14 protein-coding genes and 2 tRNA genes are annotated in these 13,332 nt (G+C 64.2%); 7 read left to right on the top strand and 9 right to left on the bottom strand.

The features are described from left to right. Nucleotides 1-107: 107 nt before the first annotated feature. The gene (locus FRZ40_RS07930) at nucleotides 108-1,361 is read left to right on the top strand and encodes an MFS transporter (protein WP_147233810.1); all 1,254 of its coding nucleotides are present in this window, start codon (nucleotides 108-110) and stop codon (nucleotides 1,359-1,361) included. Between the two features lie 31 nt (nucleotides 1,362-1,392). On the opposite strand, the gene FRZ40_RS07925 is transcribed toward FRZ40_RS07930, so the two are convergent. Beyond that, complete coding sequence (locus FRZ40_RS07925; protein ID WP_338048133.1) at nucleotides 1,393-2,088, bottom strand: alpha/beta fold hydrolase; 696 nt, start codon at nucleotides 2,086-2,088, stop codon at nucleotides 1,393-1,395. A gap of 593 nt (nucleotides 2,089-2,681) precedes the next feature. On the opposite strand from FRZ40_RS07925, the gene FRZ40_RS07920 reads away from it, so the two are divergent. Beyond that, nucleotides 2,682-4,088 carry an amino acid permease gene (locus FRZ40_RS07920; RefSeq protein ID WP_147233809.1) on the top strand — a complete coding sequence of 469 codons (1,407 nt, stop codon included), beginning with the start codon at nucleotides 2,682-2,684 and terminating at the stop codon, nucleotides 4,086-4,088. A 185-nt stretch (nucleotides 4,089-4,273) separates the two neighbouring features. On the opposite strand, the gene FRZ40_RS07915 is transcribed toward FRZ40_RS07920, so the two are convergent. Together FRZ40_RS07915 and hemN are read right to left on the bottom strand one after the other, a co-directional pair. Further along, nucleotides 4,274-4,358 (bottom strand) — tRNA-Leu (locus FRZ40_RS07915). Nucleotides 4,359-4,463: 105 nt separating this feature from the next. Then, on the bottom strand, nucleotides 4,464-5,867 hold the full coding sequence (gene hemN, locus FRZ40_RS07910; RefSeq protein ID WP_147233808.1) for an oxygen-independent coproporphyrinogen III oxidase: 1,404 nt from the start codon (nucleotides 5,865-5,867) through the stop codon (nucleotides 4,464-4,466). A 248-nt stretch (nucleotides 5,868-6,115) separates the two neighbouring features. On the opposite strand from hemN, the gene FRZ40_RS07905 reads away from it, so the two are divergent. The 3 genes from FRZ40_RS07905 (at nucleotide 6,116) to FRZ40_RS07895 (ending at nucleotide 8,007) form a co-directional block, all read left to right on the top strand. Continuing rightward, entirely contained in the window at nucleotides 6,116-6,412 is a 297-nt protein-coding gene (locus FRZ40_RS07905; RefSeq protein ID WP_147233807.1) for a YkgJ family cysteine cluster protein, read from the top strand. A gap of 86 nt (nucleotides 6,413-6,498) precedes the next feature. Next, nucleotides 6,499-7,092: a DUF1439 domain-containing protein gene (locus FRZ40_RS07900; protein ID WP_147233806.1), complete on the top strand. Its 594-nt coding sequence runs from the start codon at nucleotides 6,499-6,501 to the stop codon at nucleotides 7,090-7,092. Between the two features lie 78 nt (nucleotides 7,093-7,170). Then, on the top strand, nucleotides 7,171-8,007 hold the full coding sequence (locus tag FRZ40_RS07895) for an undecaprenyl-diphosphate phosphatase (RefSeq protein WP_147233805.1): 837 nt from the start codon (nucleotides 7,171-7,173) through the stop codon (nucleotides 8,005-8,007). Between the two features lie 126 nt (nucleotides 8,008-8,133). Here the strand turns inward: FRZ40_RS07895 and trmB are convergent, their stop codons facing one another. From trmB to FRZ40_RS07870, 5 genes are all read right to left on the bottom strand, one after another. Next, nucleotides 8,134-8,922 carry a tRNA (guanosine(46)-N7)-methyltransferase TrmB gene (trmB, locus tag FRZ40_RS07890; protein ID WP_147234790.1) on the bottom strand — a complete coding sequence of 263 codons (789 nt, stop codon included), beginning with the start codon at nucleotides 8,920-8,922 and terminating at the stop codon, nucleotides 8,134-8,136. A gap of 179 nt (nucleotides 8,923-9,101) precedes the next feature. Further along, nucleotides 9,102-9,175: transfer RNA gene (locus FRZ40_RS07885), tRNA-Gly, on the bottom strand. A gap of 88 nt (nucleotides 9,176-9,263) precedes the next feature. Then, nucleotides 9,264-9,827 (bottom strand): YggT family protein, encoded by a 564-nt coding sequence (locus FRZ40_RS07880; protein ID WP_028368388.1) that lies wholly within the window; start codon nucleotides 9,825-9,827, stop codon nucleotides 9,264-9,266. Nucleotides 9,828-9,961: 134 nt separating this feature from the next. Then, nucleotides 9,962-10,282, bottom strand: coding sequence for an EthD family reductase (locus FRZ40_RS07875; protein WP_147233804.1), 321 nt, complete (start codon nucleotides 10,280-10,282; stop codon nucleotides 9,962-9,964). A 171-nt stretch (nucleotides 10,283-10,453) separates the two neighbouring features. Beyond that, nucleotides 10,454-11,392 (bottom strand): Rossmann-like and DUF2520 domain-containing protein, encoded by a 939-nt coding sequence (locus tag FRZ40_RS07870; RefSeq protein WP_147233803.1) that lies wholly within the window; start codon nucleotides 11,390-11,392, stop codon nucleotides 10,454-10,456. 268 nt (nucleotides 11,393-11,660) lie between these two features. On the opposite strand from FRZ40_RS07870, the gene FRZ40_RS44345 reads away from it, so the two are divergent. Next, on the top strand, nucleotides 11,661-11,822 hold the full coding sequence (locus tag FRZ40_RS44345; RefSeq protein ID WP_167528645.1) for a hypothetical protein: 162 nt from the start codon (nucleotides 11,661-11,663) through the stop codon (nucleotides 11,820-11,822). Nucleotides 11,823-12,213: 391 nt separating this feature from the next. Next, nucleotides 12,214-12,507, top strand: a complete 294-nt coding sequence (locus FRZ40_RS07865) for a hypothetical protein (protein WP_035542682.1) — start codon at nucleotides 12,214-12,216, stop codon at nucleotides 12,505-12,507. A 115-nt stretch (nucleotides 12,508-12,622) separates the two neighbouring features. Here the strand turns inward: FRZ40_RS07865 and FRZ40_RS07860 are convergent, their stop codons facing one another. Next, nucleotides 12,623-13,300 carry a LysE family translocator gene (locus FRZ40_RS07860; RefSeq protein ID WP_147233802.1) on the bottom strand — a complete coding sequence of 226 codons (678 nt, stop codon included), beginning with the start codon at nucleotides 13,298-13,300 and terminating at the stop codon, nucleotides 12,623-12,625. Between the last annotated feature and the right edge of the window lie 32 nt (nucleotides 13,301-13,332).

The raw sequence follows: 13,332 nt of genomic DNA, 5'->3' as shown, positions 1-13,332 counted from the left end.
GGCTTTCCCGCTCTGGTCTGACGGAATCACAGAGCAAGAAGCGGAGCGCAACGGCGGAGCGAAACCGTGACGATGAGTTTTTCGTCATCGCGTCACGGAGGCCGCCGATGCGTTTTCCCTTTCTTCGCTCTCGCACCGCATTGCCCGCGCCGTTTCAGCAGCTTGCGTGGTCGAACCTGATCGCGCAGTCGGCGGAGCAGATCAGTCTGGCTGCCGCGCCGCTCGTCGCCGTGTTCACGCTAGGCGCGAGCGCACGCGACACGGGGCTCCTGCAGGCGGCGCAGACCTTGCCGTTCCTGCTGCTCTCCCTCCCCTTGGGTGTGTACGCCGACCGACGCTCGCGCCGCGCGCTGATGGCCGTGTCGGAAGGCGTGCGCGCGCTGGCGATGGCGAGCGTGCTGCTGCTCGTGCTATCGCATGCATTGACGTTGCCGCTGCTCGCCGTGCTCGGCTTTCTCGGCGCAACGGGCACGGTGGCGTATAGCGTCGCCGCGCCTGCGCTGGTGCCCGCGCTCGTCGCGCGCGAGGCGCTTGCCGCCGCCAACGGGCGCATTGAGCTCGCGCGCAGCGTCGCGTATTCGGCGGGACCGGCGCTCGGCGGGCTGCTGGTCGGGTGGATCGGTGCGGGTTGGGCGTATGGCTGCGCGGCGGCCTTGTCCGCGTTGGCGGCGGCGCTGCTGGCGGGCTTGCGCGAGCCGCCGCGCGCGGCCACGGCCACACGCCACTTCATGCTCGAACTGCGCGACGGCGCGCGCTTCGTGTTCGGCGATCAGTTGCTGCGTCCGATGCTCGCGACGGCCGTGTTCTTCAACGTCGGCTTCTTCACGCTGCAGGCGGTGTATGTGCCGTATGCCGTGCATCGGCTGGGACTGAGCGCATCGGCCGTGGGCGCGACGCTCGGCGCGTACGGCATCGGCATGGTGTGCGGCGCACTGGCCGCGCCGTCCGTCGCGCGGCGGGTGACGTTCGGGCGCACGTTGATCGTCGGGCCGTTTTGCGGACTCGCCGCTTCGCTCGCAATGGTCGCGACGCTCGCCGTGCCGTCGTTCTGGCTCGCGGCGGCGAGCTTTTTCCTGCTCGGCGCGGGTCCGATTCTGTGGACGGTCGGCTCGACGACGCTGCGTCAGGCGATCACGCCCGCGGGCATGATGGGCCGCGTGTCGGCGCTCAACAGCACGGCGACCTACGGCGCGCGGCCTTTGGGCGCGCTGCTGGGAGCGGCGATCAGCGCACGGTTCGGCATGGACGCCTGTCTGGTCGCGGCCGCGCTCGGCTTTGCCGTGCAGGCGTGGATCATCGCGATGTCGCCCGCGGCGCGGCTCGCGCGGATTCCGGATGGCGGCGCCGTGGCTTCATCGTGATGTCTTGCGTGCCATAGCGCGCCGCAGGCGATTACTCCTTGCCGAATTCCTTCGCTGCGCGGTCGATTGCATCCGCCGTTGCGCCCGCATGGGCAACGGGCACCAGATGGCTCGACGGCGTCTCGACGATGGTCGCGCCGATCCGGTGCGCCATCCAGCGCTGGATTTCCGGCGACACGGCCCGGTCGCGCGTCGTCACGATGTACCACGACGGTTTGTAACGCCAGGCAGCCTGAGTCGCGTGCTCTTCGAAGGATTTCGCCGCGATGGGCTGCTGCGCGGCGACGAGCACGCGGGTCAGGTTCTCGGGCACGTCAGCGGCGATATCGTTGTGGTAGCGGGCGGGATCGAACCAGATGAAGCCGCTGCTGTCTTTCGTCATCCCCGAGCCGGCGGGCATCTGCGGACCGCGCTTGAGAATTTCGACGGACGATTCGCCGATGTCCGGCGCGATCGCGGCCACATACACGAGCCCGACGACCTTCGACGCGTCCGCGCCCGAGCCGGCCTCCGTGATCACGAAGCCGCCCCACGAATGCCCGACCAGCACCGTGGGCCCTGAGAGCTGGGCGAGCACGCGTTTGGTGGCCGCGATGTCGTCGGCGAGCGACGTCAGGGGGATCTGCACCGACGCGACGCGATATCCCTTCTTCTGCAAGCGGGCGATCACGCCGTTCCAGCTCGATCCGTCGACGAACGCGCCGTGCACCAGCACGATGTTCTGCACGGGACCGCTCGGCGGCGCGGAAGCGGCGGCGGGGCGGGCGCGGGAGCAGGAGCAGGAGCAGGAGCAGGAGCAGGAGCAGGAGCAGGAGCAGGAGCAGGAGCAGGAGCCGGTACGGCAGCGGGCGGCGGAGCGGGTTCGGCGGCAGAAGGCGCAGGCGCGGCAGGCTGTTCGTCGGGCGCGGGTGCCGCCGAAGGCGCGGGCTGCGCCGCGGGCTGTCCCGTCTGCGCATTGACGCCCGTTGTGGCGACACACGCGCCAAGGAGAACTGCATAGAGCAGACGTTTCGGCGACATGGCGACTCCATCGGCTGGACGGGATTCTGCGAACATACCGAACGCGAGCGAGGGTGACAACCGCAATCACACGGAGTTTTCGGACACGTTGCGCATCGGTTTGGCGGGAGCGTGGAAATCCGTCGCGTCGGCATCGACGTATGTGCCCGGGTGCTTTGCACGGACGGCGTTCTGGCCGCTCGCGGACAGGCACGGCGGGTGAGCGCGGCGCCGAAGGGTACAATTTGCGGTTTTTCTCCGCGCGGGCAGGATCGGCGCGGCGCGGGTTCAGTCGAGTGCAATGCAGTGGAGTGAGACATCTTGAGTAACGGACATACCGGACGTAATGAACAGCAGCATGACGGCCTGAAGCGCGGGCTGAAGAACCGCCATATCCAGCTGATCGCGCTAGGCGGCGCGATCGGCACAGGACTTTTTCTGGGATCGGCGGGAGTACTGAAATCGGCGGGACCGTCGATGATTCTCGGCTACGCGATCGGCGGTTTCATCGCGTTTCTGATCATGCGGCAGCTCGGCGAAATGGTTGCGCAGGAACCCGTCGCGGGTTCGTTCAGCCACTTCGCGTACAAATACTGGGGCGATTTCCCGGGCTTCCTGTCGGGTTGGAACTACTGGGTGCTGTACGTACTCGTGAGTATGGCCGAACTGACGGCCGTCGGCACCTACGTGCATTTCTGGTGGCCGGAGGTGCCCGCGTGGGTATCGGCGCTCGTGTGCTTCGTCGTGATCAACGCGATCAACCTCACGAACGTGAAGGCGTACGGCGAGACCGAGTTCTGGTTCGCGATCATCAAGGTCGTGGCCGTGATCGGCATGATCCTGTTCGGCGGCTATCTGCTGCTGAGCGGCAACGGCGGTCCGCAGGCATCGATCTCGAACCTGTGGAGTCACGGCGGCTTTTTCCCGCATGGCGTTCACGGTCTCTTCATGATGCTCGCCGTGATCATGTTCTCGTTCGGCGGGCTGGAACTGATCGGCATCACGGCCGCCGAAGCCGACAATCCGCAGAAGAGCATTCCGAAAGCCGTGAACCAGGTGATCTACCGGATTCTGATTTTCTACATCTGCTCGCTGGTCGTGCTGCTGTCGTTGTATCCGTGGAATCAGGTCGCGGAAGGCGGCAGCCCGTTCGTGATGATCTTTTCGCAGATCGGCGCGGGATTGACGGCGAATGTGCTTAACGTCGTGGTGCTGACGGCGGCGCTGTCGGTGTACAACAGCGGCGTCTATGCGAATAGCCGCATGCTGTACGGTCTGGCGGAGCAGGGCAACGCGCCGCGCGCGCTGCTGAAGGTGGACAAACGCGGCGTGCCGTATATGGCGATCGGTCTGTCGGCGCTCGCGACGTTCGCGTGCGTGATCGTCAATTACCTGATTCCCGCCAGGGCGCTCGACGTGCTGATGGCGCTCGTCGTCGCCGCGCTGGTGCTGAACTGGTCGCTGATCAGCCTGACGCATCTGAAGTCGCGTCGCGCGATGCTGGCGCAGGGCGAGAAGCTTGTCTTCAAGTCGCTGTGGTTCCCGGCGGCCAACTGGATTTGTCTGGCGTTCATGGCGATGATTCTCGTGATTCTCGCGCTGACGCCGGGACTCAATGTGTCGGTGCTGCTGGTGCCCGTCTGGCTCTTCGTGATGTGGATCGGCTATGTGGTGAAGCGCCGGCGCGCCGCTGCACATCGGCTGGCGGGTGCGGTGGGCGGGCGCTGAATCTGCCCGGTTGCACGTTTGACCTGAGCACGTGTGTGGAAGCAAAAGCCGGATTGGCCGAAAGGCAATCCGGCTTTCTGCTTTTTCGCACCACGATCACGGATGACGAGCGGACGCGGCCAGGAAATACAAAACCCGCGGCATCCGATGGATGAACGCGGGTTCGGTAAGGTGAAGCTGAATTCTGGTGCCCAGGGCCGGACTCGAACCGGCACGCCTTGCGGCGGGGGATTTTGAGTCCCCTGCGTCTACCTGTTTCACCACCTGGGCACTTCTTGCTACAAAACTTCTTGCTACAAACGCTTGCGGCTGACTTCACGCCGCGCGAAGACGCAGATTATGGCGGAAAACCCGTTCGCGGGCAAGCCGACGCGGCTAGACGGTTCGCGAAAACCGCTGCATCGCCTGTTGGCCCAGATAACGGTCGAACACCATCGCGATGTTGCGCACGAGCATCCGCCCGGCCACCTGCACGTCGAGCCGTCGTGCGTCGATCTTCACCAGCCCGTCGTCCTCGAAGGTGCGCAGCCGCTCCAGTTCCGGCGCGAACGTGTCCTGAAAGCGGATGCCGTACGCGGCCTCGAATTCGTCGAAACGCAACTCCAGGTTGCACATCAGCTGGGTGATGACGTCGCGCCGCAGCCGGTCGTCGGCGGACAGGCGAACGCCGCGCGTGATCGCCAGTTCACCCGTGTCGATAGCTGACGCATATCCCGTCAGGTCTTTCGCGTTCTGCGCGTACACATCCCCGACCTTGCCGATCGACGACGCCCCGAAGCCGATCAGATCGCATTCGGCGCGCGTGCTGTAGCCCTGGAAGTTGCGATGCAGCGTGCGTTGCGCCTGCGCGCGTGCGAGTTCGTCGGTCGGCAGCGCGAAATGATCCATGCCGATATACACATAGCCCGCTTCCGTGAGCCGCTCGACGACCCGTTGCAGGATCGCGAGCCGCTCGGCGGGCGGCGGCAGCGTGGACGGGTCCATCTGCCGCTGCATCTTGAAGAGTTGCGGCATGTGCGCGTAGCCGAAGACGGAGAGCCGGTCGGGCGCGAGTTCGAGCATCGTATCGAGCGTCCGGCTGAAGCTGCTCACCGTCTGATACGGCAAACCGTAGATCAGATCGACGCCGATCGAATGAAAACCCGTTGCGCGCGCGGCGCGGATCACGCTCGCCGTCATCTCGAGCGGCTGGATGCGGTTGATTGAGCGCTGCACGACGGGATCGAAGTCCTGCACGCCGAGACTCAGGCGATTGAAGCCGAGATTGCGCAGATGCACGATGGTTTTCGGCGGCGCCTCGCGCGGATCGACTTCGATCGAAAACTCGCCTTCGGCGTCGCTGCGCAGCAGGAAGTGCTCGCGCGTCGTCGCCATCAGTTCCGACATTTCGTCGTGCGACAGAAAAGTGGGCGTGCCGCCGCCCCAGTGCAATTGCGACACGGGCCGGGCGGTGTCGAACAGTGCCCCCTGCAGCGCGATCTCGCGCTTGAGCCGTTCGAGATACGGCGCGGAGCGCGCGCGGTTCTTCGTCACCACCTTGTTGCAGCCGCAATAGAAACAGACGGTGTCGCAAAACGGAATGTGGAAGTACAACGAGAGACCGGTTTCCGATGCGCCTTTGTCGGCGGCTGCGCGGCGGTAGTCGTCGGCGGAGAAGTCGTCACGGAACTGGAGCGCTGTCGGGTACGACGTGTAGCGCGGGCCGTTCGCGCTGTACTTGGCGAGCAGGTCGGGGCGGAACAGCGAATCCGCCGAAGGGAAAGAAGGCGCGGTGTTCATCGGATCGGTCTCCAGACGCCCGCCTGATTGCGCCAAGCCGCTTAGAATGCGGCTCGTTCTGATGCCCGGATGAAGCAGAAGGCGCCGTGCGAGCGTGGGTTGAGCTCGAACGAGTGTAAGGGCGCGCGTGCGCGAGAACTTGAGTAAAAAGGTCGCAACGCGTCAGATGGCACAATATCGGTTGATCGGCGTCAAGGTTTTGATGGTTTGTCCGCCGTTTCGCGTACTCGTGTATCAGGAAGTGTGTCGTGTCTCTTCATCTGCCTCAAACGCCGTCCGCTGCGGCGGATCATGCGTGCCGCCCGAATTGCGGCGCGTGCTGCATCGCCCCGTCGATATCGAGCCCGATTCCCGGCATGCCGCACGGCAAGCCCGCGGGCATACGCTGCGTGCAGCTCGGCGACGATCTGCGCTGCGCAATCTTCGGCAAGCCGGAACGTCCGGCGTGCTGTTCGGGTCTACAGCCACAGCCGGACATGTGCGGCAGCTCGCGCGACAAAGCGCTCGCCTGGCTCACGCGTCTGGAAACCGACACGCGGCCGTGATCGTCGACGTCGCGGCTCGAAAGACTGAAGACAATCCATCGAAGGCAATAGCGGCTCGGCGCTGACCGTGCCACAGGAGAATCTGCATGACCCAATCCGCCGCGCCCGCACGGCGCCGCTTTCTGATTTCCGCGCTGTCCGCCTGCGTGGCCGCAGGCATCACGGCGCCGCTCGTCGCATGCGCAACGTCGACGTTTCCGTTTATTCCGGATCACTACACGTTTTCGCAAAGGCAGGTTCAAGACGCTGTCCAGCGCAAGTTTCCGTATCAGCGCACGGTATCGCAGGTGTTCGATGTCGCGCTGAGCAATCCCGTCGTCGGCTTGCTGCCCGATACGAACCGTGTCTCGGTGCGGCTCGATGCGCGGCTCGCGAGTCCATTCCTGCAGCAGCCGGTGAACGGCGTTTTCACGCTGTCGAGTCAGCTCGAATACGATCCGCAAAGCCGCTCCGTCGTGCTGCGACAGCCGAACGTCGACAACGTGAGCGTCGACGGCAACGCGCAGGCCTATACGCAGCAGATCGACGCGGCCGCGGCCGTGCTCGCCACTCAACTGCTGACCAACTATCCCGTCTACACCTTCAAGCCCGAGCAGCTGCAATTTGCCGGAGTGAATTACGAACCCGGTACAATCACGGTCCTTACAAACGGCATACGCGTGCAGATCGTCGAAAAGTGACGCACGCGCGGCCGGGCGGCTGCGCCATTCTTTCGGACGCGGCCGTTTTGCCTACCAACTTCAAGCGAAAGGCCACGGATGGACTGGATCATCACGTTGAAGGCGCTGATTCTCGGCGTCGTGGAAGGCTTGACCGAATTTTTGCCGGTATCGAGCACGGGTCACCTGATCGTGGCCGGCAGTCTGCTGAATTTCGACGTCCCGCAGGAAAAAACTTTCGATGTCGTGATCCAGCTCGGCGCGATTCTCGCCGTGTGCTGGGAATTCCGGCAGCGCATCGTCGACGTCGTGGCGGGGCTCGCGACACGCACCGAAGCGCGGCGTTTTACGCTCAACGTGATCATCGCGACGATTCCGGCCATCGTGCTGGGTCTGCTGTTCGAAAAAGCGATCAAGACCGTGCTGTTTTCGCCCGTGCCCGTCGCGTTCGCGCTGGTGGTGGGCGGCGTGCTGATCCTCTGGGTCGAGGCGCGGCAGCGCAACCGGCCGGATGTTCGGGCGCGCATTCATTCGGTCGACGACATGACGCCACTCGACGCACTCAAGGTCGGTCTCGCGCAATGCTTCGCGCTGATTCCGGGCATGTCCCGCTCCGGCTCGACGATCATCGGCGGCATGCTGTTCGGCCTCGACCGGCGCGTCGCGACCGAGTTCTCGTTCTTCCTCGCGATCCCCATCATCTTCGGCGCGACGGTCTACGAGCTGCACAAGGGCTGGCACGAACTGTCGACCGATGCGCTGGGGCTCTTTTCGATCGGTCTTCTCGCGGCGTTCGTCAGCGCGTTCGCTTGCGTGCGCTGGCTGCTGCGCTACATCGCCGCGCACGATTTCAGCGCGTTTGCGTGGTATCGAATCGGCTTCGGCTTGCTGATCCTGCTGATCGGCTATAGCGGCGGGCTGAGCTGGGCGGACTGACGCTTCTCGGTCTTTCGCCCGGTTTTTCGCTCGGTCTTTCGAAGACCGGATGTGAAAAAGGCCTGCGGTATGCAAACCGCAGGCCTTTTTTGTTTGCGTTGACGTTTCCGTTGAAGCTCAGGCACTTCAGCTGTTCGGACGACGCTTGTAGATCAGATCCCACACGCCGTGCCCGAGGCGCAGGCCGCGCTTCTCGAACTTCGTCACGGGGCGATAGTCGGGACGCGGTGCGTAGTCGTCGGCGGTGTTTTCGAGCGCGGGTTCTGCGCCCAGCACTTCGAGCATCTGTTCCGCGTAGTTCTGCCAGTCGGTCGCGCAATGGATGTACGCGCCCGGCTTCAGCCGCGACACCAGCAGCGCGACGAACTTTGGCTGGATCAGGCGGCGCTTGTGGTGACGCGCCTTGTGCCACGGATCGGGAAAGAAGATGTGCACGCCGTCCAGACTCGCGGGTGCAATCATGTTCTCGAGCACTTCGACGGCGTCGTGCTGGATGATGCGGATGTTCGACAGGTTCTGCTCGCCCATCAGCTTGAGCAGCGCGCCGACGCCCGGCTCGTGCACTTCGACGCCGAGAAAATCGTCGTCGGGACGATGCGACGCGATCTCGGCCGTCGTCGCGCCCATGCCGAAGCCGATTTCCAGAATGCGCGGTGCGCGGCGTCCAAAGACGGTGTCCCAGTCCGGCTGCACTGGCGTGTAGGGCACGACGAAGCGCGGGCCGAGTTCGTCCATCGCGCGGCGCTGTCCCGTCGACACGCGGCCGGCACGCGTGACGAAGCTGCGGATGCGGCGCAGGTGCAGCGCGTTTTCCGGCGCGGCGGTGTCGGCGTTGCCATTGGAGTCGGGCTGTTCGTCACCCATAAGCTGGGAAGGATCGCGCGGCAGACCGGCTTCGTTCGGATCGTGAATCATCGTGATGAAGGCATGAGTGGCGGCGGAAATCACTGAACCGACTGGCGTGAGATGCGTCTTTCGATGCTCGCGGCAGGACGCACGCTATAAAAAAGCCGCCTTCAGGGAGGCGGCTCTCACGCTGGATTTTCCGCCTGGTCTCCCAACGCGCGCGTTGCGGCGGAGGGAGCGGCTGAAAGTGGAGCGGGCGATGGGAATCGAACCCACGGCTCTAGCTTGGGAAGCTAGGGTATTACCATTATACGACGCCCGCAGAGGGCGCTATTTTACGCGGATTCGGCGGCTTTGGGCAAATCGCCGGTTGTACGAAGCACCCGGCATTGCGCCGAATCAGGCGCGTATCAGATGCCGAACAGCGTCAGCGACACGGCCGCGCGCGTCACGACCATCAGCAGCACCTGGACGATCACGAACAGCAGGATCGGCGACAGATCGATACCGCCGAGTCGCGGCATGACCTTGCGCAGCGGATCCAGAAACGGCGCCGTCAGCTGATACAAAATCGGCATGGCGGGCGAACGCGGATTGAGCCACGACAGCAGCGCCATCAGGATCGTCAGCCAGATCAGCAGGTTCAGCGCCCATTTGACGACCGTCAGCAGCGCGACGATCAGCAGCGACGGCATCAGCGCGAGGGGATCGACGCCGACGATCGCGACCATCAGCACGACATAGACGATCGACGTGATCAGCGCGGCGACGAGGCTCGCCCAGTCGATGCTGCGCGTGCTCGGAATAATCTTGCGCAGCGGCAGCACGAGCCAGTTGGTCGCCTGCATCACGGCACTCGACACCGGGTTGTACGGCTGCATGCGGATGAACTGGAGCCAGGCGCGCAGCAGCAGAGCCGCGCCGAACAGCGTGAAGATGGTATTGAGCAGAAAACGGGCGATATCGCCGAACATCGTGGGTCCTTTCCTTCAGAAAACGTCCCGGCGGGCGGGACGCGTGGCACCGGCAGGCCGGCGGACGGCTAGACAACATCGGGCGCGACGGACACTGGGTGATTCGCCAGGACGCCCGCGCGCAGATCGCCGGATTAGACGGCGACCTTGATTTCGCTGATCAGAATCTTGCCGTTGCCGCCGTCCGTGTAGTTGGGAATGTCGGCGTGCAATGTGTCGCTGGCGGGTTTGAAGACTTCGTAAAACGCGTCGACGGTGTCGAACAGAAAGTGTCCCGCAGCGACGAACGGCGGCGGCGAGCCTGGCGGCCCGGCGTTGATGCCGATGTCGACCGACCAGCCTTTCAGCGCCGCGCCGAACAGTTTCGCGGCGAGCGGCATGTGCGTGCCGCAGTAATAGTCGACGTCGAAACGTCCGCCTTCTCGATATGGATAGAGGATGCTGACCTTGATCATTGTGCGTTCTCGTCGGTTGGTCACGAAGCGCAGGCGGGCGTCGTGCGCCTGCTGCGTGTCGTTGCCCGCGTGGTGGCCCGGCATTGTCGATGGGACCGTTCGTGCCGCCGATCCCGTCGTGGGCAGTGGTCATGATGGCCCCGTTCATGCCGGACGTCACATTATCACGGCTTACTCCGCGCTTGCACCTTTCGCTGCGCCTTGGAGCGTGCGGGTGAGCGATTGCTCGACGGCGGCGGCGATCGCGTCGATGGCGGCGGGCGGCGTCGTACGCTGGCGCGCGAGTGCGATGGCCCGTCGCGACATCAGACCGAACAGCGCGCCGTGATCGCCGCCCAGCCCTTCCAGCAGCGACAGTTGCTCTTCCACCACGCCGACGTCGCCGCGTGAAACCGGTCCCGCCAGCGCATTGGCGAGCCCGCGGTCGCGGGCGGTTTCGAGCGTGCGCGCCATCATCGGGAGCAGCGCGCGCAGCGCGTCGTGTTCGTCGAACCCGAGCTTGCGCCACAGGCTCACGTTCTCGGCCAGACTGCACAGGGCGAATCCCGCCGCGTAGTGCGCCGCCGCGTGGTACAGCAGGCGGCCGTCGGCGGGAATTGACAGCGGATGGCAGCGCAGCGCGGCGGCGAGCGCCACCAGCGCCTCCTTGAGCGCGCCATCGGCCTCGATCGTCACCGAGCAGCCGGCGATCCGGTCGACATCTGTCAAATCGCCGCTGAACAGGTAAAGTGGATGAAAACCGCCGATCGACGCGCCCTGGTCCCGAGCCGGGGCAAGCAGCTCGACGGGCGATGCGCCGCTGCAATGCACGACGGCCCAGGCGTGCTTGCCGGGCGCCGCGCGCGCGGGAAAGGCGAGTGTGTTCGCTGTCGTACCGATGCTGTCATCGGGGACGGTTAAAAAGAGTATGTCCGCCGACTCGACGGCCCGCTGAGGGTCGTCATACGCGGCGCAGGATTCGATCTGACTGGCGAGCTGCCGCGCCGATTCGGCTGTGCGGCTCGCGATGGCCGTGACGGGATATCCGGCGCGTGCGAAGCCGTGCGCAAGGCAGCGCGCAATCCGGCCCGCGCCGATGAAACCCAGGCGCGGCAGGGAGGGCTGGGACATGGTTCCTGCTCCCGACGGGACTGAAAAAGAAAGCTGGAGTATCGCGCTCCAATAAATCCGGGGCGCGAACTGGCGGCTTTGGCAGGTGGTTTGGGCGCACGCAAGCGTGCGTTTCGCGGTCAACTGATGCTTTCAGGGCCGCTCGCGCGGGCACGGCAGCCGATCGTCGTGCGTGCAGGCGCGAAAACTGCTTTCAGGCTTTTCCGTAGGAGTGGATAGGCAGTCACCGTGGTTTTCTATGTCTCGCAGTCAGATTCGGGAGGTTACGATGAGCATCTTTGCTTACCGAAAGCACTTGCGGTTCCTCACGCATTCTCAACGCCGTCGCTGGTGGGATCAGAAGAAGCGGCTCAGCCCTCGGGTGAAGATCAGCGGCGCCTATGTGCCGCCTAATGTCACGCGCGAGTTCACGTACGTGAAAGTCGGTTGATGCTCATTTGAAGTGGAACATGCAAAACGCCCGGCCCGTTGGCCGGGCGTTTTTCGTTTACGGGCGCATGGTTTGCGGCGGTATGATGCGCGTCCGCAACGGCTATTCAGCGAATTTGTAATCAAAGATTACCGACACGCCGAAGACGCGGCAGGCGAGGCCAGTCAGGATGCCCGATCTGCATCGTACGAATGGCCAAACCCTTGATTTTCGACGCCGTGAGCATCCTCTGATGAATGAAAGGAAGGCCCCGGCTGGCGAAGCGCGTTCCCGCAATTGCAATTTGCAACAAATGCAGACAACGGCATGCAGGCTTTTTGGATACATTGAGTTCAGAGCATGACCGTCATGCGACCCGGTCAGAACGGCCGAGCCGCCAGGAGAAATACAAGTGAAGAAGATCGTTCCGTTTATCGCTGCTGCCGCACTCGGGGTTGGACTGACCACTGCAGCGCAGGCTCATGTGTCCGTTGGCATCGGTATTGGTATCCCTGTTGCGCCGGCTTATCCCGTCTACGCGGCGCCGCCTCCCGTGTATTACGCGCCGCCGCCTCCGCCCGTGGTGTATGCGCCGCCGCCCGTGGTCTATGCACCGCCGCCGCCCGTGGTAGTGGGTGGGTACTACGGCTATCACCGGCCTTACTATCGCCACGGCTATTACGGCCGTCCGTATTACCGGTATTGATGTTGGGGCTGCGTAGTGCGTTGACGCTACGCGTGCCGGACGACACAACGGCGCAACGCCGGCTCAGCGCCGCGTTGCGCCGTTTGCATCTGGACGCGTAAAACCGCAGGCACGATCAGCTTGCGACGTGCGCCATCGGCATGATCAGGTCGTGGTAGCCATTGACGATCACGCTGTACGAGAAATAAGCAAACAACAGCGCCGACAGTACGTGACAGATGCGCAGCAGCCTTGTGCCCGCGCGTTTGCGTCCGTGGCTCGCCAGTCCGCAGATAAAGAGCGTCCAGCACAGCCCGCCGAGGAAAAAGCCGCCGAGAAAGACGGGCGCCGTCGTGACCGTTGTAGCGCCCGCTTTGGCGATTAGCGCGCCGCCGACAGCCGCGAACCACAGAATCGCGCTCGGCGAAGAGATGGCGAGCAACGCGCCGCGCAGGAAGCCGCGCTTCGGATCGAGATGCGGTGTCGACGCGTCGGCTTCACCTTCGACGGGCGGCGCCGACGCCGGAAACAGCGCCTCGCGCGCCATTTTCCAGGTCAGAAAGAGCAGGATCGCCGCGCCGCCGATCCACACGACCCAGCGCACCGACTCGAATTGCAGCAGCGCGGCCATGCCCACGAGCGCGAGCGCCGCGTAGACGAGATCGCCGAAACAGGAACCGAGGCCGAGCCAGAAGCCCGGCCTGAAGCCGTGCGACAACGTCAGCGAAATGATCGCGACGTTGACGAGACCGATATCGAGGCACAACGACAGCGAGAGGAAAAAACCGTCCGACAACATCGACAAGCTATGCATCCGTTCAACCGCTTTGATGATTTTGTTGTTCA

This window comes from Paraburkholderia azotifigens (assembly GCF_007995085.1).
In the GTDB taxonomy this organism is placed as follows: Bacteria; Pseudomonadota; Gammaproteobacteria; order Burkholderiales; family Burkholderiaceae; genus Paraburkholderia; species Paraburkholderia azotifigens.
The sequence above is the reverse complement of the archived record's forward strand: the minus strand, read 5'-3'. Positions and strand labels throughout refer to the sequence as shown.